Origin of the sequence: Nonomuraea sp. NPDC005983 (assembly GCF_040614375.1) — a bacterium.
Lineage (GTDB): Bacteria > Actinomycetota > Actinomycetes > Streptosporangiales > Streptosporangiaceae > Nonomuraea.
Genome location: NZ_JBEXUP010000006.1, coordinates 1 through 20876 on the forward strand (window position 1 = coordinate 1; position 20876 = coordinate 20876).

A 20876-nucleotide genomic window follows, 5' to 3' on the forward strand; every position below is an offset into this window, starting at 1 on the left:
CCGTGCTCGCGTGGCGGCTGCGCAGAGGGGCCGGGGTGCCGCTGCACGACCTCGGCCCGATGCGGGCCTGCCGCCGGACGGCGCTGACGGACCTGGGGCTGGCCGACCGGCGCTTCGGCTACCCGCTGGAGATGGTGCTCCGGGCCGCGGCGGCGGGCTGGCGGATCGCCGAGACGGAGGTCGACTACCTTCCGCGGGCCGGCCGCTCCAAGGTGACCGGCACCGTCCGCGGCACGCTGCGTGCGATCGCCGACATGCGCGCCGTCCTCGCCGACCACCGCCCCTGAGTCAAGGTCGGCGTGCGTGAGCGGCCCGCCGGCCACAGTCGGGGGCCGCGTGCGGGTGGGGGCCGGACCTGAAACGCGGGGGAGAGGCGTCAGGGGCAGCGGACGATCATGCCGGCGTACGAGAGGTTGCCGCCGAAGCCGAAGAGGAGCATCGGCGCCCCCTGCCGTACCTCCCCCCGCTTCAGCAGCTTCGCCAGCGCCAGCGGGACGCTCGCGGCCGAGGTGTTGCCCGACTCCACCACGTCCCTGGCGACGATCGCGTTGACCACCCCCAGTTTCTGCGCGATCGGCTCGATGATGCGCAGGTTCGCCTGGTGCAGCACCACCGCGGCGAGGTCCTCGGGGGCGACGCCGCCGCGCTCGCACACGCGGGCGACCTGCCCGGCGACACCGACCCTGACCAGGTGGTCTTCGAGCTGCTCGGCGTGCTCATGTCGCTCAACCACGCCCTGCAACTGCACCAGGACGACCGGGCTCCCGCCCGTGCCCGCCGCGCCGTGGCGATGCGCCTCGGTCTGGCCGGGTTCTAGACACATAGGGTGCTGGCATGTCGTCAGATTTCGTGATTCGTCGGGCGGCGGTGGCCGACGGCGAGGCGGTGGGAGAGATCCACGCCGAGTCCTGGGCCGTGGCCTACAAGTCCTTCTTCGGAGCGGACTTCTTCACGCAGGCGCTCGCGCACCGCCGCGCCAAGTGGCACGCGGTGCTCGCCGAAACAGCGCACGCCGCCCAAGGACGGGACAGGGTGCTGCTCGCCTCGAAGGACGGGCACCCGCTGGCCTTCTCCTACTTCGGCGCGTCGCCCGATCGCCCCGGCTGGGCCGAGATCTTCGGCTTCTACAACCACCCGTCAGGCTGGGGCACCGGCGTGGCGGCGACCCTCATGGCCGCCACCCTGTCAGCCCTCCGCGAGGACGGTTACCGCCATGCGCACCTGTGGACCCTGCGCGACACGTCCCAGTCACGCAGGTTCTACACCAAGACCGGCTTCACCGCGTCGGGCGGGAACAGGCAGCACGACTTCGGCGACGGCACGCTGATCGACCAGGTCGAGTACGAGATGGCGCTCTGACGGCTAGCCTGCCGACAGCTCCTCGAACAGCCGCAGGGCCGCCTGCCGCACCTCGTCCGGGGCGAGACCGTCGAGGGTCTGCCGGGCGTGGCCGGCGTCACGCGTCGTGGCCAGTGTGATGGCGACGGAGGTCGCCGCCGCGCGGTCGACGGATCCGGCGGGAGCGGCGTCGGCGAGTTCCTGCGCGCTCGTGGCGAGGTCGAGGTTGTCTCTCAACGGTTCTCCTCGGGTGTTGGCGGCTCGGGCCATTGCATCACCTGGACTCATGCTCCATCCACCATTCGGTGAACTCACGGCAGCGTCCGTCGGGGCCGAACCGGATGACCCACAGGTTACTGAACGTCTTGTCGGGATAAGTGGTGACACCCTGGATAACGCTGAGATCGTCGGCCACGCTCACCGGGCGCCAGGTGAACGTGGCCTCGCCGGGCTGGTCCTTGCGGGCCAGCCAGTTGGAGACGATCTCTTCCCGGCCGTGCCACGGCGAGCTGTACGGCTCGGTGTAGTAGACGGCGTCGTCGCTGAACAGCGCGGCGATGTCGTCCGGGTCGTTGGAGTTCCACGCCCGGACGTAGCCGTCGATCCACGCCGACGTCGCCGTCATGATGCCCGTCTACCCTTCTGAGCTGGTCTTACGCCCCCGGAACGGTCAGTCCTGACTCATAGGCGGCGATGACCGCCTGCACCCTGTCCCGCAGCCCGAGCTTGGCCAGCAGGTTGCTGACGTGCGTCTTCACGGTGTGCTCGCTGACCACCAGGGTCTCGGCGATCTCCGCGTTGGACAGGCCACGCGCGATGAGCTGCAGCGTCTCACGCTCTCTGGCGGTCAGGACGTCCAGCGCGCCGCTGGGACGGGCGACGGGACGCGAGGTGAACTCGGAGATGAGCCGCCTGGTGACCGTCGGAGCCAGCAGCGACTCGCCCGCCGCGACCACCCGTACCGCGTTGACCAGGTCGTCCCTGCGGACGTCCTTGAGCAGGAAGCCGCTCGCACCCGCCCGCAGCGCGTCGTAGACGTAGTCGTCCAGGTCGAACGTGGTCAGCATGAGCACCCGGCAGCCGGTTTCCGCGCAGACGACCCTGGCGGCCTCGATGCCGTCCATCCTCGGCATCCGGATGTCGAGCAGCAGGACGTCCGGCTGGTGCTCGCGCACCGCCGCGACCGCCTCCAGGCCGTCGCCCGCCTCCGCCACCACGTCGATGTCGGGCTGGGCGTCGAGGATCATCGCGAACCCGCCCCTGACCAGTTCCTGGTCGTCGGCCACGACGACGCGGACGGCCGTCATGCGCGTGCCAGCGGGAGTCGGGCCGACACGGCGAATCCGGGCCCGTCGGCGCGGGGCCCCGCCGTCGCGGTGCCTCCGCAGGCGGCGGCGCGCTCGCGGATCCCGATCAGGCCGTGCCCACCGGAGGGCAGGTCGCGGGACGCCCCACGTCCGTCGTCGGTGATGTCGATCACGAGGCTGTCGTCCTCCCAGGTGAGCCGGATGTCCGCGCGGGCGGCGCCGGCGTGCTTGACGATGTTGGTGAGCGCCTCCTGCGCCACCCGGTAGGCGGCGACCGCGCAGTCAGGCGCGAGCGGGCGCGGCTCGCCCTCGACGGTGTAGCCGACCTCCAGCCCCGCGCCCGAGACGTGGCCGGCCAGCGCGGCCAGATCGTCGATGGTGGGCTGCGGGGCGCGGGGGGCCTCGTCCTCCTTGAGCACCCCGAGCATCCGCCGCAGCTGCGTCATCGCGTCGCGTCCGGCGGCGGCGATGGCGTCGAAGGCGGCCTCGGCCCTGGCCGGGTTGCTCCTGACCACCACCGGACCCGCCTCGGCCTGCACCACCATCAGGCTGACCGCGTGCGCGAGGATGTCGTGCATGTCGCGGGCGATCCTGGCCCGCTCGCGCTCGGCGGCGCGTTCGGCTTCCATCTGGCGCTCCCTCTCCAACTGCGCGGCTCGCTCCTTCAGCGCGGCGGCGTGCGCTCTGGACGTGGCCGTCGCCCTGCCGATGGCGTACACGGCGAAGAAGAGCACGCTGCCGCGCAGGACGGTCGCGGACGAGCCCGCGACCAGGAGTCCGCCACCGATCGTCACGACGAGCAGGATGGTGCTGATCCAGCGGGGGCGGTTGGCGGCGACCGTGTAGAACGCGATCAGCGAGCCGTACCAGATGGGCTGGTCGGCGACGTGGTCGGCGAGGTCGTACAGCGCGCCGGCGCAGAGGCTGGCCATCAGCACGACCACCGGCGCCCGGCGCCGCCACACCAGCGGCGCCGACGCGAGGACGGCGGCCACGTACCCCCACCAGTCCCAGGGGATGCCCGTGGGGTTCTCGCGCGACAGCAGCGGCCAGAGCTGGATGATCGCGACCAGCGCGGCGAGCGCCCCGTCCACCAGCAGGGGAGGGAGCGCTCGCGCTCTTCTCCGCAACACGGCGACAAGCGGCAGGTCAGGCACGTTGCCCCATCTTTCCGTATTTGTGCCCTTATGCATGAACGGAGGCGTGCCGGCCCGTCGAGGACCCCTGGCGGGCCAGGGGCAGGAAGGCGGCGAACATGAGGAGCCCGCCCAGCGGCATGAGGTCCAGGCTCGCGAGCGGCAGCAGCACCGAGAGCAGCACGGCCACCGGCACCCAGGCGGCCACCTGCCGCCGCACGGCGAGCGCCGCGACCAGGGCGGCCAGGGCCAGGTAGAACAGGATCGGCCCGGCGGTGTAGACGGCCACCGACACGCCCGGCACGGACTTCACCTGCTCGAACAGCGGTGTCATGGCGTCGTGGTCGGCGGCCATGAACCCGACGACGACGTCGATGGAGAACTGCGCGAACGCGCAGCCGATCCCGGCCAGCCCCACCGCCACGGCGGCAGTGGCCGGCGCCGAACGTCCCAGCATGCGCCTCATTTCCCAAAATATCGGGACAAAGAGGACGAGGGCGGCGAGGAAGGCCAGGTGTCCGGCCGTCCAGGCGGGGCCGGGGCCCCGGCTGCCGTCGAGCCCGTCGACGATCCTGAGCGCTCCGTAGGCCGTGACCAGCAGAGGGGCGGCGACGAAGACGGCGCGGTACTTCATGAGTTCTCCTCGAAGGGTGGGTACGTCCCAATCCTCGGGTTTTCCGGCCGCGACGGGATCGCCGGAGCAGGCGATCTCTCGCCTCCCTCGTAAGAATGACCCCTCGCCCGCAGGGGCGATCCGGCTCGGCCGGACATGCGTTCGCCGACAATCCGGAGGAGCTTGACAACAGATATTGTCGGTGGAATCGTCGGTCACGCAACAGAGGGCAGCACATGGAGGCGGTCATGCCACACGAGTTCGAGGTACGTCACGAAGTGACGATCAACGCCACACCTGAGGCGGTCTGGAAGGCGATCTCCGAAGGGCCGGGAATCGACTCGTGGTTCATGGGCCACACCGAGCTGGAGCCCCGCGAGGGCGGCAGGGGCTCACACACCTTCCCCGGCGAGGCCCCCTCCGGCTCGACGGTCACGGCCTGGGAACCCGGCAAGCATCTCGCCTACCGCGGTGACATGAACGAGGACGGCACGTTCATGGCCTTCGAGTACCTGATCGAGGGGCGCGAGTCCGGCAGCACCGTGCTGCGCTTCGTCCACAGCGGCTTCCTCGGCGGCGACTGGGAGGCCGAGCACGACGCGCTCAAGGTCGGCGACCTGCAGTACCTGCTCAAGCTCACCGCCTACGTCGAGCACTTCCCCAGCAGGTTGTCCACCCACAACATGTTCCTGTTCAAGCCGCAGGTGCCGGCCGAGCGCGCCTGGCCCGCGTTGGCCACCGCGCTCGGCCTGACCGGCGAGATCCGTCAGGGCGACAAGGTCACGATCAGCGTCGAGGGCCTCGCCCCGCAGGACGGTGTCGTCGACTGGGTCGCCAGGCCGGGCGAGTTCGTCGGCGTCCGCACGGACGACGGCCTGTACATGTTCGTCCACGCCCAGGACAACGTCGTCGTCGAGCACCACGCCTACACCGACATCGACGGCGAGGCGTTCGAGCGGGCCTGGCAGAGCTGGCTCGACAAGGCGCTGGTCTAGGAGGCGGCCTCGATGATGCCGCGGACGGCCCGCGAGATGCGCTCGGCGGCGCTGTCAGGGTCGGGCCGTCCGGCGTCGAGCCATGCGATGACCCCCTCGACGGTCACCGTGAACGTCAGGCGAGCCGCCCAGCCGGCCCAGACCGGGTCGGTGATCCTTGGTGCCAGCTGCCGACGGCCGATCTCGATCGACTCGGCGGCGAAGGCGTCGACGAGGTCGCGGAACTCCGGCTCCCGCGCCGCGTAGCGGAACAGCAGCCGGAACCCGTCGGGGTCGGCGGCGGCCGAGCGCACCAGCGTGGGGATCGTGCTCCTGCCGTACTCGTCGGCCTCGCCCTGCGCGCGCAGCCTGGCCGCGGCACGGTCGAGCACCGCGCGATAGAGGTCGGTCTTGGAGTCGAAGTGGCGGTACAGGATCACCCGGCTGATGCCGGCCTCGGCCGCCACGTCCTCGAGGCCGGTCGCGGTGAAGCCGCTGCGGGCGAAGGCCCTGGTGGCGGCGTCGAGGATCTGCTCCCGCCGCGCCGCTCGTGGCAGCCGGACAGTCTCCATGCGGCCCTCCTCTTGTTAACTCCGAAATATACATTTAGCGTTGTTTATATGCGAGTAAACAACCTTCCCTTCGCGCGGACGGACCTGCTGCGGCCGGCGCCGCTGCTGAAGGAACTGCAGGCCGAAGGGCCCGTGCACCGCGTCAGGACCCAGGTGGGCCACGACGGCTGGCTCGTCACCGGTTACGAGGAAGTGCGCGCCCTGCTCTCCGACGACCGCCTCGGACGCTCGCACCCCGACCCCGAGAACGCCGCCAGGACCGGCAACTCCGCGCTGGCCGGCGGCCCCACCGGCGAGTACGACACCGAGGACGTCGACCACACCAGGATGCGGTCGCTGCTCCAGCCGCACTTCTCGCCCAAGCGCATGCGCGCGTTCCGTCCCCGTGTCGAGGAGCTCACCACCGTCCTCCTGGACGACCTGGAGGACCAGGGGCCGCCCGCGGACCTCCACCAGGCGCTCGCGCTGCCGCTGCCGATCCTGGTCATCTGCGAGCTGCTCGGCGTCCCTTACGAGGACAGGAAGCAGTTCCGCGCCTGGTCGGAGGCGGTGGGCAACACCCGCGACCAGGAGCGCTCCATGGAGGGCCTCGCCGAGCTGTACCAGTACGGCAAGAGCCTGGTGGAGCGCAAACGGCGTGAGCCGGGCGACGACGTGATCTCCCGCATGGCCGCGATGCCCGAGGCCGAAGACGACGACGAGATCGCCAGGATGGCCATGAACCTGCTGTTCGCCGGGCACGAGACCACGGTCGTACAGATCGGCCTGGGCGCGATGTTCCTGCTGGCGGGGCACGACCAGTGGGAGGCCCTGCTGGCGGACCCCGGCCTGATCCCCAGCGCGGTCGAGGAGATCATGCGGGTGCCCGGCCTGAGCGGGAGCGGCGGCATCACCCGGTACGCCCGCGTCGACATGGAGATCGGCGATGTCACGGTGCGGGCGGGGGAGCTGGTCATGCTCGACACCGGCTCGGCCAACCACGACGCGAAGGAGTTCGCCGACCCCGACCGCTTCGACGTCACCAGGGGACCCACTCCGCACATGGGCTTCGGCCACGGCCCGCGTTACTGCATCGGCGCGCCGCTGGCCCGGATGGAGCTCCAGTCGGTGTTCACGCAGCTCATCCCGCGTTTCCCGGAGATGCGACTGGCGGTGCCCGTCGAGGAGCTCAAGGTGCGCACCGACGCGCTGACCGCGGGCCTGCTGGCGCTTCCTGTCACCTGGTGAGAACGGGCTCAGCCGGACTTCTTCCGGCGCGGACGTCGAGGACGCCCGCTACGCCCCCGTTGAAGTGCGGCCCCCTCATGCACGAGGGCGGCCCCGAGTAGGCGACGGCGAGTATGCGGCGCGGGCCTGCCGCGTCTCAACGGGCCTGGTGCGGCTCAACGGAAGAACGCCTCCAGGACGGGGACCAGGGCCTCGGGCTTGACGATGTGCGTCTGGCCTTCCAGCGTGTGGTGCTCGGCGTCGGGCAGGACCTCGGCCAGGCTCCTGACGCCGTTGCGCATCCAGGCCGGGCTCTTGCCGCCGCTGACGGCGAGCGTGGGCACCTTGACCGAGGACCACGTGCCGGCCGGGATCGGGGTGCCGCGCTCGTACCGGGCGACGAACGCGGCGTCGTACGGCAGCGTGTGCGCGACGGCCTTGAGGCCCGACCAGGCGGGCATGAGGCGCATCATGGCCACCACGACGCCGGGCAGGCCGACGCCCCTGCGCATGAAGTAGCGCACCGCGTCGGCGCGCCGGCCTTCGGCGACCAGCCTGCCGAGCTGCTCGGTGTAGTCGGCGGGGATCGGCGGGCGGGTGCCGTCGAGCACGAACGGCGGCTCGTAGACGGCGAGCTTCTCGACGGGCACGCCGCTCTCGACCGCGTCCAGGGCCAGGGCCGCGCCCGACGAGATGCCGTACAGGCACACGGGCGCGCCGGCCTCCTCCACCACGGCGGCGAGGTCCTCGATCTCGCGTTGCGGGGCGAACGGTGCGGTGTCGCCGCTCTCCCCGCGCCCCCGGCGGTCGTAGGTGTAGACGGTGAAGTGCCGCGACAGCGCCTGGGCCAGCGGCGTGTTCGGCCCGGAGGCCCGGTGGCAGAGCGCCCCGTCGACGAGGACCACCGCGGGGCCCTGGCCCACCCGGTCATAGGCGATCGTGGTGCCGTCCGTGGAAGTGACGGTGCTCATGACGTTCCTCCTTGTCGGTGTGGGCTCGACTCTCCCACCGACAAAAATAATTGTCAAGGGCGGAGGTATTCGCCTGGAGTTCTATTATGTAGCGGAATGTATCCATTCAAATGCGGACAGTAGTCATTTGGGGGCGGGGTGGGGGCCGTGTTGAGTCCGGCTTTTCGTCCCTTTCATTGATGACGAATAGCGCAACGGCGGCATCGACGGTGCTTTACGTCGCATTTACCGGCAATGACGGCTCCATCGACGGCGTGGCGCGTCGCGTCAAGTCTCATCCAACCTCGGCGGTATTCGCTGATTTATGGCGGAATGGGTGCTAGCGTCCCTTTTGTACGAAAGTCGCGCATGAGGAGGGAAGCAATGGTTACTCCATTCGCCTCAGCCGGTTTCTCGACATGGGGTTGCGGCCGCGGCCGCTGCGGCGGCGGCTGTCGCCGTCGATGGGGCGGCTGCGGTGGCGGTTGTCGCCGATGGGGCGGCTGCGGATTCCGCCGGTGGCGGTGGTGGTGGTAGAAAGGTCGAACGAGAGCCGGCGGGTCACCCATCGGCTCTCGTTCACTGACCCCGGAGACCGGCCTGCGCTCGCGCCGGCGGTCTCCGTCCGCAAGACGTTCAGCGAATTCTGGCCGGGAACGCGCGGACTCCGCTGGCTCTTCGCGACCGGAGTGGTGCTCGCGGTCGTGGCGGCTCTGTGTGAAGTCGCCGCGATCGCCCTGTTCGGGCGCATCACCGACGAGGTCCTCGCCAAGCGGGACCTCGGCGCGTTCTGGACGCCGGCCCTGGCCTGGCTCGGTCTCGCGACCCTCGCGGGAGTGGTCTCGTTCGGCGGCGCCTACGCCACGGCGCTCGGCGCGGAACGCTTCCTGCTCCGGCTACGCGACCGCGTCTTCGCTCATCTCGAGACGTTGACGCCCGACTTCTTCGACAACCGGCGCCTCGGTGACCTGATGGCCAGGCTCACCGACGACATCGAGGCCATCGAGCAACTCGTCGGCTCGGGGCTGGTCAAGGCGCTGACGACCGTCGCCAGCGTGGTGTTCTTCGCCGGAGCCGCCTTCTACATTCGCTGGGACCTCGCCCTGGTGACCATGGCGTTGGTCCCGCTGTTCCTGCTCGTGTCGAAGTTCTTCGCCTCCAGATTCAGGACGGCCGCCGCCAGGGAGCGCTTCAGCAACGGCAGCATGAACAGCGTCATCGAGGAGGGCCTGGCCAACCAGTCCCTCGTCCAGGCCTACAACCGCCAGCAGGCGGAGGGTCGGCATCTGCACAGGGAGGGCCGCAACTGGTTGCGCGCCAACCTGACCCAGGCGTGGCTGGCGGGCATGTACAGCCCGGCCGTGCAGATCCTGGAGACCGTCTGCCTGATCGTCATCCTGGGCTTCGGCGCCTGGGAGATAGCGCAGGACCGCCTCACTCTCGGTGGCCTGCTCGCCTTCGCCGCCTACCTCGCCTACCTCTACCCGTCCGTGCAGAGCCTGGGAGAGCTCGCGCTCACCGTGTCCCAGGCGGCGGCGGGATCCGACCGCGTGATGGAGGTCCTGCGGGCCGAGCCCGCCGTGAAGGACCGTCCCGACGCCGTGCCGCTGGCCGGACGCAGCAGCGGACGCGTCGAGTTCGCCCAGGTCGGCTTCACCTATCCGAACCGCAGATGGCCGACACTGCAGAGGGTGTCGTTCACCGTCGAGCCGGGTGAACTGGTCGTGTGCACGGGCCCGAGCGGCGTCGGCAAGTCGACGCTCGCCAAGCTCCTGCTCCGGTTCTACGACCCGACCACCGGCGCCGTCCTGCTGGACGGCCAGGACATCCGCGGCCTGACGCGGGAGTCGCTGCGCGCGAACATCACCGTGCTGCACCAGGAGAGCCTGCTGTTCTCGGGCACCGTCCGCGACAACATCGCCTACGGCAGGCCCGAGGCCACGCTGGAGGAGGTCCGCGAAGCGGCGATCCTCGCCGACATCGACGACTTCGTCTGCGCGCTGCCGCAGAAGTACGACACGCCGATCGGCCAGCGGGGCAGGCTGCTGTCCGGTGGCCAGCGACAGCGTCTGGCCATCGCCAGGGCGATCCTGCGGGACGCCCCGGTGCTCGTCCTCGACGAGCCGATGACCGGCCTGGACGAGGAGACGGCCGCGCGCATCATGAAGCCGCTGCGGCGGCTCATGTCCGGCAGGACCACGATCCTCATCACCCACGACCTCAGGCACGTTCCCGACACGGCGCGCCGGGTCGAGCTGCGACCGGCGCAGCGGGGGATCCCGCGGATCAGGCTCAAACACCGGCCACCCGTGACGGCGTGAGCAGGTAGCGGGCTCGACATTCCCTTCGGGAGAGAGCCCGCTTTCCTGCGGTTTCATTCCGGCGAGAGCGGCCGTTCATCGGCTGTGCCATCCGACGTCGATAAATTTCGCGGCGAAAACCGTGTTGTGCCGCATTCGCGGCGTTTACTCGGGTTTATTCCGTGCGTATCACCAAGTGGGCAATAGTGCTGGATTCCGTTTCACGTGCCTGCTCGAACGGCAGCCGGGAGCGGACGACGCGAAGCCCCGCGCGGAGGAGTCCCGGCCCGACGTCCGTGATCGGTGGAGGGAGAGCAGTTGAATCGGCAGATGTCCCTCGGTTCCCGGGCGGGGTTGCGCGTCACCGTCGGGCATAGAGCAGGAAGACCGTTGAATCTGTAAATGTCAGGCCATTGCCACTTAGGGCGGCATGGGCGAAAAGGGGTCACTCGTCGGCTCCTTCGAGGTGGAGCCGGGCGCGCTGGGCCGCGTACAGGTCGGTGACCTGAGGGCGGGCCCCGGTGTCGGCGATGAGGCTCTCCAGGTCGCCGGAGAAGTCCGGCGTCAGCTCGCTGACCGTCCCGTTGACGCCCTGGACGCCGACCGTCACACTGCGCGGAGCCACGTCCGCGACCGTCACGGCGTACGGGCTGCCGCTGGTGATCCTGACGTTCCAGTGCGCGATCCGCGCCCCGAACAGCGGGCCGGAGGCGGCGGAGCCGCCCACACGGCCGTTGTTGACCAGGGTGATGTTCGTCCGCGCGTTCTCGAACGGCAGCGCCCGGTGCGTGTCGAAGGTGCCCTCGGCCATCCGCCCGCGCCGCCACACGTTGCCCGACGACAGCCCCTCCAGGTTGAGCCCGTGGTGCACGGCCCCCGACGGCACCGGCACGGTGAACGCCTCGATCTCGAAGTCGTCCACGAGGTTGTCGTGCGACTGCATCCGGCAGGCGAAGCTGTGGTGCGCCGACCGGCCGCCGACGGCGACCCGGCTGAGCGTGTTGGATTTGGCCGTGGTGAAACCGAAGCCGAGGTCGCAGTTCTCCACCCGGACGTCCCTGGCCCAGCAGTCGTGCACCGCCTGGAAGCACACGCCGTTCGAGCCGGGATGCTTGTTGTGCGCGGTCATCGCCACCAGCTCGTTGCGGACCGTCAGCTCCTCGACGCCGCTGTCGTGGACGGTCGGGCCGACGGCCCTGAGCCGCGCCGGCCAGCCCGGACGCAGGTCGTACCTGAGCGGCTGGGCCAGCCTGACCAGCTGGGGCCCCAGCACGGCCTCCACGCGGACGGGCCACTGGAGCGTCGAGTACTGCACGTACTGCCCGCCGGACCCGGTTACGAGCTGCGGGGCCCGCTTCGGCCAGTCGTACGCCCTGGTGCCCGCGACGTCCCCGGCGAGGTGCATCAGCAGGGTCGCGTCCGGCGGGTTGTCGCACTCCAGGACCACCATGTCGCCCGCGCGCAGCCTGCTCGTGTCGGAGACCGACAGCGTTCGCTGGCCGCGGGAGGCGGCGCCGGCCGTCGTCAGCGTGTCGCCGAGCAGCCAGCCCTCGGTGCCGGCGAAGTCCTCGGCCTCCGACCTGGCCCGCCGCTCGGCCGCGACGAACCAGATCTGGCCGCCGGTCCATGACCAGCGGCTGTTGCCGTTGGACTGCCGGGCCTGGCGGTAGCCGTCGTCCAGCGTCCTGGTGAAGTGCAGGACGGTGGCGTCGCGTCCCGCGCCCCGCAGGACCACGTTCGACCAGTGCACGAAGACCGGCGACGACAGCCGGTAGGTGCCGCGAGGCACCAGCACGACGCCCCCGCCACGCTCGCCCACCGAGCGCAGCGCGGCGTTGAAGGCGGCGGCGCAGTCGGTCGTCCCGTCGGCGCGGGCGCCGAAGTCGGTCACCCTGGCCACCACGCGGGGCCTCGGCAGGCCGGACCCGAGGCGGTAGCCCGCCCGCGCGATGTCGGGCACCAGCGGGTGCGCCCCCTCCGCCTGCGCCCACTGGTCGAGCAGCGCCGCCGAGGTGTCCTGGTCCCGGTTCCTGACGGTCGCTCCGGCGGGGGGCGCCACGAACGACGACGCGGCCACGCTGGTCACCGCGCCGGTCACTGCGCTGGTCACTGTGCTGGTCACCGCGGCGCCTGCGGCGCCGCCGATCAGCGCGCGACGGCTCACGAGGGAGGGGTCCTGACGCATCGTGCTCCTTCGGCAGATCAGCCCAGCGACAGCCGGTCCAGGTCGGGTGCGGCCGCCGTGTCGTTGTGGATCTTGATCGTGTTGGCCCCCGCCCGCAGCGTGACCGGGACGGACGTCGTGTACGGGGTGTTGTTGCCGACGCCGCTCACCTTCACCTCGACCGGCGCGCCGTCGTTGACGGTCACGAAGAACGAGCGGTCGCCGTTGACGGTGAAGTCGACGAAGAGCGTGTACTCGCGGGCCGTGTCGACGGTGACGTTCTCGAACAGCACGGACGCGTCGGGGCTGCCGCCCAGGTTGCGCACCTTCTGCCCGCCCGAGCACGGTGAGCAGTTCGTGATGCCCGAGCTGCCGAGCCGGTTGCGCGAGTCCTCGGCCTCGCGGACGAACACCCGGTCGGCAGGGCGCGTCCGCACCCGGAACTGCCTGGTGACCTGGTTGGGCCGTCCCAGCACCTGGAACGACGCGGTGATCGGGATGTCCGCCGGGCCGGCGTCCCGGCCGGGAGGCGAGGTGAGAGTCCAGGAGCCCTCCAGCGTCTGCCCGAGCCGCAGCGTGGCCGCCGTCGCGGCAGGGCCCTCGACCGTCCAGCCCGCCGGGGCCACGGGGGCCAGGTTGACCTGGTCGAGCGCGTCGTCGACGTCGAGCCGCAGCTTCGCCGACACCTTGAGCGACTGCTGGCCGGGGCCCACCCACTGCAGCCCCGACGGGTCCACGGTCATCGTCGTCCTCGGGACGTCCGACGCCGGCGGCAGCGGCGCGACGGCGATCCGGTCGAGCCCCGGGCCGCGCTCGGCCGTGCTGGACAGCGTGATCGTGTTGGCGCCCGCGAGCAGCGGCACGCTCACGGCCGTGGCGGCCGGAACGTCCGGGTTGTCGCCGGTGATGGGCACCTCCACCGGCGTCGCGCCGTTGACGCTCACCGACAGGGACGTGGCCGAGCCCGCGGTGTGGTCGAGTTCGAGCCGGTACGTCCCGGCCTCCGCCACCGTGACCTCGCGGTAGGTGACCGCGTTGCGCGCGCCGCCGCCGAGCCCCGTCACCCGGGTCAGGCCGGAGCACGCCGCGCACAGGTCCAGGCGGGCCGAGCCGCTCCTGGACTGCCGCTCGGCCTCCAGCGGCGTGGCCGTCCCGAGCGACACCGGGTAGCCCGACGCCACCCCGATCTCGTCGATCTGGAGTTCCTGGTAGAAGCGGGGCGCCTGCGGGCCGCCCCACGTGTTCAGCACCTCCAGCTTCACGTACCGGGCCCGCTGCTCGCCCAGGTCTACGAACTGCACACCGCGCGCGCTGCGCATCGCGCCCGTACGCACCGGCTCGCCCCACCGCTCGCCGTCGTCGCTCACGTAGACCCGGTAGTCCTTGATCCGCGCCGAGTCCTCGGGACGGCCGAACGTCTCCCGCGCGTACGTCGGCGACCACTCGCGCTGGTTGACCGCGAGGTAGGCGGCCTTCCTGGGCTTGCCGAGGTCCAGCGTCAGCGAGACGGGCAGCTTGGCGCCGGCGTCCCAGTAGTCCTGGAAGCCGCCGTCGACCAGCGCGCTCGCCGGATGGCCCGCGAGGGAGGACGACGCGGTCGCCTTGAGCGTGGACTGGTCGTAGAAGTGCTGCCGGCCGGACGTCTCGACCTTGAACACGGTGTCGTAGGCGTCCCATTTCGTGACGCCGAGGATCGTCAGGTAGCCGCCGGACTGGGAGAACCGCATCCGCTCGCCCGTGCGCAGGTCCGTCACCTTCGTCACGTGGTAGCCGTTGTCGCGCAGCCGCACCAGATCCGTCCGCGGCCTCGTGACCACGTGCACGTACTGGACCTTCGCGCCCCGCTCCACGGTGACCACCCCGTGCGCGCCGTCGTTCCAGAAACCCGGCTGCATGCCGCCGTACATGTAGCCGCCGCCCTCGGTGCCCTGCAGCGACGACCGGATCGGCGGCACCCACCCGGCCATGAAGTCGTTGAACTGCTCCTGCTGCGGCGGGAACCGGCCGTTCACCATCGGCGTCTCCGCCATCAGCGACTTCATGGACGAGCCCGCGTTCGTGACGTACCGGCCCGTGCTCAGCCGGAAGTCGACCGGGTGGCTGCCGCCGTCGTACCACCAGTCGCCGGTGGTCGGCAGCTTGTAGTCGGCCTCGGTCAGGCGCGGCATCGGCGTGAACGCCGCCTGCGGGTAGTCGTAGGACGGCGTCATGCCGGTCTTCTGCTCGTTGCTGACCGTGTCCATGATCGGGGTGTCCTCGTTGTTGTTGCTCAGCAACCAGGACGGGCGCTTGTCCCGGATCTGCTCGTAGAGCTGGTTCTGCTCCCAGTACTCGTTGTCGTTGTCGATCCAGAACCCGGCCAGGTCCGGGTAGTCCTCCATGACCTCGAAGAACAGGTCGTAGCTGAACTGGCCGAACCCGTTCCTGGTGGTGAGGTCCACCTGCCGGCCCTTGTACGCCGAGTAGGCGGCGGAGTCGAGCGTCTCCACGCCCTGCTCCTTGTGCCACTGCGGGTCGTCCGTCATGTAGAGGATGACCCGCACGTCCTTCGCCTTCCCGGCCTTGACCAGCTCGCCGAGCAGGTCGCGCTGGGTGGCGCAGCTGCCGGGGATTTTCGACGGCCACGGGCGCGCGTAGCCGAGCCTGCTGTGGAAGGTCGCCAGCACGATGTAGGACGCGCCGAGCTTGCGGGCCTCGTCCACCCAGTAGTCGGGGGTCCAGCCGCCCGCGGTGACATCCCGCTCCCAGGCGGCGCAGTCGAGGTGTTTGGGTGCGGTGAACATGCCCCAGTGCAGGAACAGGCCGGCCGTGGAGTTGCGCAGCCACTGCTGTCGCGGGTGTTCGACCTCGGCGCCGGCGGGCGGGGCGGTGGCGACGGTCGCGGTCAGGGACGCGGTCAGGGCGAGAAGTAAGGCGACGCAGACGGAGAGGGCTCTGGAGGGGGTGCGGCGCTGCATGGCGATCGCTCTCTCGTTGGGCTGACTGGGGGGTTGGTGCCAACAAGGCTGATCTCTTCAGACATCCGACGAATACACCAGCAGTGATCGCGGGTCAAGGCTTCTTCGGCTAGATGGGGGGTCTTTCCGCGAACTCATCGGATGACTTGCGTCACCGGCGGGGCGGGTGTGGGGTTGACAGTCCGGCCGACCCCTGGAGGGCTGAACCACCATGCGCCACCTCGGCATTCTCGCCCACAGCACGGAGGGCGCGGCGCTCTGCTTCCTGACCTACTGTCAGGAGGGTTTCCGCAGGCTCGGCCGCCACGACCACCCCGACGTGACGCTCGACTACATCGCCTTCGGCCGCAGCATGCCCGCCTGGGACGCGGGCGACCACGACACGGTACGGGCGACGCTGGCGGTCAGCGTGGATCGCCTCGCCCGCGCGGGCGCCGACTTCTTCGTCTGCCCCGACAACACCGCCCACCTCGCCCTCGAACGCCCGGGGCCCGACCTCGCCCTCCCGGGCCTGCACCTGCCCGAGGTGGTCGCGGATCAGGCGGCGCGCGACGGCCGCACCCGCGTCGGCGTGCTCGGCACCAGGTACACCATGGACGGCCCCCTCTACCCGCGCGCCTTCGCCGACCGGGGCATCGCCGCCGAGCTCCCGGAGCCCGCCGACCGGCATATGATCAACAAGATCATCTTTGACGAGCTGGTGAACGGCGTTTTCACCGAGAGCTCCCGCCGGGAGTACGTCCGCGTCATCGACGGGCTCGCCGCGCGCGGCTGCGACGCCGTCGCCCTGGTGTGCACGGAGATCCCGCTCCTGGTGACACCGGACGTCTCCCCGCTGCCCACCCTGGACTCGACCCGTCTCGGGGCGACGGCCGCCTACGACGTCGCGGTCGGCGCCCGCCCCCTGCCGACCTGGCGAGGCGGCCGCGGTCAGCTGAGCCGGTCGGCTAAGGGCGCTCAGCGCGGCAGACAGGTCTGGTAGGCGGCGCGCACCCGCTCAGGCATCCGGACGATCATGACGCCTCATGATCGTCGTGTCGATGCTGATGGCGGCGGGGAGGGCGGGGGCGGCGGTGCCGCTCTGGCAGCAGCCGTCCAGGTTCGCCTTGGCGGTCTCGCCGACAGGGGCGAGCGGGTGCGGGGTAGCAGGCGTGGCCGGCCACCATCACAATCAATCGTTTTTCGATCTGCCCTGGCGGTTTGACAGACCGCCCACGATGCAAGTAACTAGTTAGTTGCAAACGTGGCGATTTCAGGGAGAGATCATGACGACTTCGAAGCGGCCTCGCGACGCGGCCGCGACCCGGCAGGCGATCGTGGTGGCGGCGGCGCAGGAGTTCGCCGAGCACGGCTTCGACGGCGCCCGCATCGACCTGATCGCCGAGGCGTCCGGCTGTAACAAGGCCCTGATCTTCCGCTACTTCGGCGACAAGCTCGGTCTGTACACCGAGGTGCTGCAGCGCATGGACCGGGACGTGGCCGAGCTCGGCAGCCGGGTCCTGCCACCCGCCGGTGAGCTTGAGAGGGCTGCGTCGGACCGGACGCGGCTGGCGGCGCTGCTGCGATCGGTGCTGGGCGCGCTGGTCGATCACATGCTGGCGCACCCCCAGACGGCGCGGATGCTGTGCTGGGAGCAGGCCGAAGGCTGGCAGACCTACGCCAAGATCGCAGGCCGCTTCGACACCGACGACCTGGCCCGGTTGACCGCCGTGCTGGCCGCCGCACACCGGGCGGGCACCGTCCGGCCGGATCTCGATGTCGGCCTGGTTGCCGTCCTGGCCCTGCAGATGTGCTGGTCGGCACCTTCGGCCCTGGCCCTGCAGCAGCAGCTGACCGGCGCTGAGCCCGCCCGGGACCGGACGCGGGACCAGGTCGTCGCGTTCCTGCTCGCCGCGATCACGCACGACCCCCACCTCGAGAGTGAGACAACCCCGTGAACAACCGCGACATTCTCATCTGCGGCGCCGGCGTCGTCGGCCCCACCCTGGCCTACTGGCTGGCCGCCTACGGCTTTCGCCCCACTCTGGTCGAACGCGCGCCAGCCCTGCGCACCGGCGGCTACCTCCTGGACTTCTCCGGCGCCGGCTACGACGTCGCCCAGCGCATGGATCTGCTGCCCGAGCTGTCCCGGCACGCCATACGCGTCGATGAGACGCACCTGATCGGCCAGGACGGCCGCGTCAAGCAGCGCATCGACATGCGCCGCACTCTCGGTGCCTCCAGCGACCGGTACCTGACGATAGCCCGCAGCGACCTGGCCAAGGTGATCTACCAGGCGCTGGAGGACCGCGTGGAGACCGTCTTCGACGACCGGATCCTGGCCCTGCGGCAGGACGACGACGGCGTCGAGGTCGACTTCGCGTGCTCCGGCAGCCGCCGCTTCGACCTGGTCATCGGCTGCGACGGGCTGCACTCCAGCACCCGGCGGCTGGTGTTCGGCGACGAGCAGCCGTTCCTCCGTTACCTCGGCTACTGCGTGGCCGCGTTCATCGTGGATGACTACCCCGACAGCAGCAAAGGCGTCTACCTCGGCTACCTCGAACCCGGCCGGCAGACCTGGTGCTACGGCCTGGACGACGGCCGGACCGCGTTCTCCATGATCTTCGCTGCCTCGCCCGCACCGCGCTTCCAGCCCCGCGACACCGCCCGCCACCGCGACCTGGTCCGTGCCGCCTACGCCGACGCCGGCTGGCAGGTCCCCAAGATCCTGGACGCGATGCGCGACAGCGACGATCTGTACTTCGACCTGGTGGCCCAGACCCGCATGCCCGCCTGGCACCACGGCCGTGTGGCCCTGGCCGGCGACGCCGCCGCCTGCCCCTCCCTTGTCTCCGGGCAGGGTTCGGCGTTCGGCATGGCCGCCGCCTACGTGCTGGCCGGAGAACTGCACGCCGCCGGCGGCGACCACACCACCGCCTTCCCCGCCTACCAGGCCCGCCTGCAGCCCTTCATCGCCGCCCAGCAGGACAAGGTACGCCGCTCCACCCGCTGGGTCATCCCCAAGACGCCGCTCGGCCGCCACCTGCAAGACACCCTGGCCAGCCTGCTCTCGCTTCCCCTACTCGCCAAGCGCGCCACCGGTCGCATCGCCGACGTGCGACTGCCCCTGCCGCACTACCCGCACTGAGCACGCGTAGCTTCTCCTGATCCGTACCGAAGATCAGGGAGAACCATGATTTGTGACCATGTAAATACTGTGTGGTATCGCCCAGTCGTGACTGCTACGAGGCGATTTTGAAACGTCACCCACAGCTTGGGACCCATCGCGTCGACCCGAGTGGAGAGCCCTTTACCGTGATGGCGTAAACCTAGTTTACCTACCAGTAGTGTTTCTTGATCGCGACGTGCGATACGTTGGGGAGGGTGATGACCGACATTCCCGACATTCGCGCCGTCCTACCGTCCCGACGTCCGGGAGCGCTATGACTTCCCCCTTCGAGGCGCTGCGCGGAAGCGGCGACGAGGAGCTCGACAGGCTGCTGAACCAGTTCCAGGGAGAGATCACGGAGCTGGAACAGCTCCAGGGACGGATCGCCGCGATCCGCGGACGCGGCGAGGCGGCGCAGGGACGCGTCACCGCCGAGGTGTCGCAGACCGGAGCGCTCGCCGGCCTCACGCTCGACGCCCGCGCCATGCGGCTGGGCTCCGAAGAGCTGGCCGAGGCCATCCTCCAGGCGGCCGGCGAAGCGGTCCGCGACGCCGAGCAGCAGACACAGGAGCTGATGACCCCCTTCATCGCCGGCACCCTGCTGGACTCGCCCCTGCCGCCGTCCCAAGGCGAACGATGAGGGGATCCGCTCAGTCGTCCTGTGCATCCGCCGCCCACCGCCGGGCGGCGGGGGCCGGAGGGCCGGTCGAGCGCCGTTGAGCTACAGACCCGGCCGCGTCGCGATCTACGGCGCCGGGGTGGCGGGCATCGCGGCGTTCGTCTTCAAGATGCTCGCGGTCGAGTACCCCGACGGCGACCCTGAGCGCGCCCGCCAGGCCCGCGACGTGTGGAACCGCCTCGCCGACCGCCTCGAACAGAGCCCGAACAACACCTACCCGTCCGCCGAGGCGGTCTGGAAGAAGAACGGGGGCGAACCCGTAGAGGCGTTCAAGAAGGCCGTGACTCCCGGGCTCTACCCGCTGCCTCCCGCGGTCAGCTTCCCCGGCCGCCTCGCCCTCGCCTGCCGCCGCAACGCCCGCGCGTGCGATGAGTACGCCGAAGTGATCGAGCGAGCACAGCACGCCTACTGGACCGCCGCCCTCGCGAACTTCGCCAGCTTCATCTTCATCACCACCTTCCCGTGGCAGCACGTGGTCGCCAGCAAGATAACGGAGTTCCTGATCCGGCGAGCACAGGCGAAACTCCTCGCCAAGCTGCTCGAGCACAACATCGCGAAGATCGTCCTGACCATGCTGACGGAGGCCGCCATCGGCAGCACGTTCTTCGCCGTCGGCGACGTGACGGCGGTGGCGGGCGTCAAGAAGTGGCGTGGCGAGGACCCGGGCTCGTTCGGCGACAACGCGAAGCAGGCGCTGAAGGAGTGGACCGCCTCGATGGCGTTCTACGGCGTGTCGGACGCGGTCGCGCCCGCCCTCAAGAAGCTGCACCCCGAGCTGCAGAACTTCCTGGGCCGGATGGCCGGAGGCTCGATCGGCTACGGCCCCACGTACGACGCCCTGAACGGCGAGAGCGGCTGGGACCTCGTCCCCACCTGGAAGCAGACGCTGGGCAGGGCCCTCCTGTACTTCACCATGGCCCACAAACCGCCCGGCTGAGGAGTGATCCCCCATGACCGCACCACCGGAACCGCCGCAGCGGCCGGAGTCCGTCACGGTCTCGCCACCCGGTGGGACCTACGACACCCTCTGGCACATCGCCGAGGAACTGTTCGAGGACGGCTCGCTCTGGCCGCGCATCTACGCCGCGAACCGGGACGTCCTCGACGACCCCGACGCGATCCGGCCGGGCATGACGCTCCGCCTGCCCATGGAGATCTACCCGGACCACCTCAGGTCCGTCGCGCACGTCTTCGAGGTCGAGAAAGGCGAGCTCGCCGCCGCCGTCAGGCAGGCGGCGGAGGAGCTGAACGGCATCGGCGACTTCTGGGGCGGCGGCAAGCTGGGAACCGACTTCTTCAAGGGCCAGGGCGGCGGCACGGGCTACGAGGCGGTCTCCGGCCGGGTCATGGAAGGCGTCGAGGCCCTGCTGGAGGCGCACGAGGACGTCCCCGTCCGGCTGCGCCTCATGGCCGACCGGGTTCAGGTCGCCGACTGGGACAGCGTCGCCGCCGTCCTGTCCACCATCCCGGAGCCCGAGGAGGACCGTCCGGTGTGGGGGGAGCCGGGACGCTGATCAGCCGGCGCGTGGCCC

At 70.4% G+C, this 20876-nt stretch carries 21 protein-coding genes and 1 pseudogene; 12 read left to right on the forward strand and 10 right to left on the reverse strand.

Translation table 11 applies throughout. The features are described 5' to 3' along the window. A pseudogene (locus ABZ297_RS04830) lies at nt 1-287 on the forward strand (glycosyltransferase); the annotation flags it as partial. 89 nt (nt 288-376) lie between these two features. On the opposite strand, the gene ABZ297_RS04835 reads toward ABZ297_RS04830, so the two are convergent. Next, complete coding sequence (locus tag ABZ297_RS04835; protein WP_355339446.1) at nt 377-613, reverse strand: 3-oxoacyl-[acyl-carrier-protein] synthase III C-terminal domain-containing protein; 237 nt, start codon at nt 611-613, stop codon at nt 377-379. Here ABZ297_RS04835 and ABZ297_RS04840 point away from each other — a divergent pair. Together ABZ297_RS04840 and ABZ297_RS04845 are read left to right on the forward strand one after the other, a co-directional pair. Further along, nucleotides 602-817 carry a hypothetical protein gene (locus ABZ297_RS04840; protein WP_355339449.1) on the forward strand — a complete coding sequence of 72 codons (216 nt, stop codon included), beginning with the start codon at nt 602-604 and terminating at the stop codon, nt 815-817. The genes ABZ297_RS04835 and ABZ297_RS04840 overlap by 12 nt on opposite strands. 17 nt (nt 818-834) lie before the next feature. Then, on the forward strand, nt 835-1359 hold the full coding sequence (locus ABZ297_RS04845) for a GNAT family N-acetyltransferase (RefSeq protein WP_355339452.1): 525 nt from the start codon (nt 835-837) through the stop codon (nt 1357-1359). 3 nt (nt 1360-1362) lie between these two features. Here ABZ297_RS04845 and ABZ297_RS04850 read toward each other — a convergent pair whose 3' ends face one another. From ABZ297_RS04850 to ABZ297_RS04870, 5 genes are read right to left on the reverse strand one after another with little or no spacing between them, the layout of a single operon-like run. Then, entirely contained in the window at nt 1363-1575 is a 213-nt protein-coding gene (locus ABZ297_RS04850) for a hypothetical protein (protein ID WP_350807983.1), read from the reverse strand. Nucleotides 1576-1612: 37 nt separating this feature from the next. Then, nucleotides 1613-1963, reverse strand: a complete 351-nt coding sequence (locus tag ABZ297_RS04855; protein WP_355339456.1) for a nuclear transport factor 2 family protein — start codon at nt 1961-1963, stop codon at nt 1613-1615. 28 nt (nt 1964-1991) lie between these two features. After that, the gene (locus ABZ297_RS04860) at nt 1992-2645 is read right to left on the reverse strand and encodes a response regulator transcription factor (protein WP_355339459.1); all 654 of its coding nucleotides are present in this window, start codon (nt 2643-2645) and stop codon (nt 1992-1994) included. Continuing rightward, the gene (locus ABZ297_RS04865) at nt 2642-3802 is read right to left on the reverse strand and encodes a histidine kinase (RefSeq protein ID WP_355339462.1); all 1161 of its coding nucleotides are present in this window, start codon (nt 3800-3802) and stop codon (nt 2642-2644) included. The genes ABZ297_RS04860 and ABZ297_RS04865 overlap by 4 nt, the downstream gene beginning before the upstream one ends. 28 nt (nt 3803-3830) lie before the next feature. Then, complete coding sequence (locus tag ABZ297_RS04870) at nt 3831-4415, reverse strand: hypothetical protein (RefSeq protein ID WP_355339465.1); 585 nt, start codon at nt 4413-4415, stop codon at nt 3831-3833. Nucleotides 4416-4642: 227 nt separating this feature from the next. Between ABZ297_RS04870 and ABZ297_RS04875 the strand changes: the two genes are divergently transcribed. After that, nucleotides 4643-5389 (forward strand): SRPBCC domain-containing protein, encoded by a 747-nt coding sequence (locus tag ABZ297_RS04875; protein ID WP_355339467.1) that lies wholly within the window; start codon nt 4643-4645, stop codon nt 5387-5389. On the opposite strand, the gene ABZ297_RS04880 is transcribed toward ABZ297_RS04875, so the two are convergent. Further along, entirely contained in the window at nt 5386-5940 is a 555-nt protein-coding gene (locus tag ABZ297_RS04880; protein ID WP_355339470.1) for a TetR/AcrR family transcriptional regulator, read from the reverse strand. The two genes, ABZ297_RS04875 and ABZ297_RS04880, sit on opposite strands and share 4 nt — an antisense overlap. A gap of 48 nt (nt 5941-5988) precedes the next feature. Here ABZ297_RS04880 and ABZ297_RS04885 point away from each other — a divergent pair, with 48 nt between their 5' ends. Then, entirely contained in the window at nt 5989-7167 is a 1179-nt protein-coding gene (locus tag ABZ297_RS04885; RefSeq protein WP_355339473.1) for a cytochrome P450, read from the forward strand. A gap of 155 nt (nt 7168-7322) precedes the next feature. Here ABZ297_RS04885 and ABZ297_RS04890 read toward each other — a convergent pair whose 3' ends face one another. After that, the gene (locus tag ABZ297_RS04890; protein WP_355339476.1) at nt 7323-8117 is read right to left on the reverse strand and encodes an alpha/beta fold hydrolase; all 795 of its coding nucleotides are present in this window, start codon (nt 8115-8117) and stop codon (nt 7323-7325) included. A gap of 398 nt (nt 8118-8515) precedes the next feature. On the opposite strand from ABZ297_RS04890, the gene ABZ297_RS04895 reads away from it, so the two are divergent. Next, entirely contained in the window at nt 8516-10417 is a 1902-nt protein-coding gene (locus tag ABZ297_RS04895) for an ABC transporter ATP-binding protein (RefSeq protein ID WP_355339478.1), read from the forward strand. A gap of 424 nt (nt 10418-10841) precedes the next feature. Here the strand turns inward: ABZ297_RS04895 and ABZ297_RS04900 are convergent, their stop codons facing one another. Together ABZ297_RS04900 and ABZ297_RS04905 are read right to left on the reverse strand one after the other, a co-directional pair. After that, the gene (locus tag ABZ297_RS04900; protein WP_355339481.1) at nt 10842-12581 is read right to left on the reverse strand and encodes a glycosyl hydrolase family 28-related protein; all 1740 of its coding nucleotides are present in this window, start codon (nt 12579-12581) and stop codon (nt 10842-10844) included. 17 nt (nt 12582-12598) lie between these two features. Further along, entirely contained in the window at nt 12599-15517 is a 2919-nt protein-coding gene (locus ABZ297_RS04905) for an alpha-L-fucosidase (protein WP_355339484.1), read from the reverse strand. 211 nt (nt 15518-15728) lie between these two features. On the opposite strand from ABZ297_RS04905, the gene ABZ297_RS04910 reads away from it, so the two are divergent. The 6 genes from ABZ297_RS04910 (at nt 15729) to ABZ297_RS04935 (ending at nt 20858) form a co-directional block, all read left to right on the forward strand. Next, a complete protein-coding gene (locus ABZ297_RS04910) occupies nt 15729-16499 on the forward strand; it encodes an amino acid racemase (RefSeq protein WP_355339487.1) in 771 nt (256 codons plus the stop codon). Nucleotides 16500-16782: 283 nt separating this feature from the next. Continuing rightward, complete coding sequence (locus tag ABZ297_RS04915; protein ID WP_355339490.1) at nt 16783-17454, forward strand: TetR/AcrR family transcriptional regulator; 672 nt, start codon at nt 16783-16785, stop codon at nt 17452-17454. Beyond that, nucleotides 17451-18644 (forward strand): FAD-dependent monooxygenase, encoded by a 1194-nt coding sequence (locus ABZ297_RS04920; protein ID WP_355339493.1) that lies wholly within the window; start codon nt 17451-17453, stop codon nt 18642-18644. The genes ABZ297_RS04915 and ABZ297_RS04920 overlap by 4 nt, the downstream gene beginning before the upstream one ends. A gap of 295 nt (nt 18645-18939) precedes the next feature. Next, nucleotides 18940-19305, forward strand: coding sequence for a YbaB/EbfC family nucleoid-associated protein (locus ABZ297_RS04925; RefSeq protein ID WP_355339496.1), 366 nt, complete (start codon nt 18940-18942; stop codon nt 19303-19305). 76 nt (nt 19306-19381) lie between these two features. Further along, nucleotides 19382-20281 (forward strand): hypothetical protein, encoded by a 900-nt coding sequence (locus tag ABZ297_RS04930; RefSeq protein ID WP_355339499.1) that lies wholly within the window; start codon nt 19382-19384, stop codon nt 20279-20281. A gap of 13 nt (nt 20282-20294) precedes the next feature. Further along, on the forward strand, nt 20295-20858 hold the full coding sequence (locus ABZ297_RS04935; RefSeq protein ID WP_355339502.1) for a LysM peptidoglycan-binding domain-containing protein: 564 nt from the start codon (nt 20295-20297) through the stop codon (nt 20856-20858). The last annotated feature ends 18 nt before the right edge of the window (nt 20859-20876 follow it).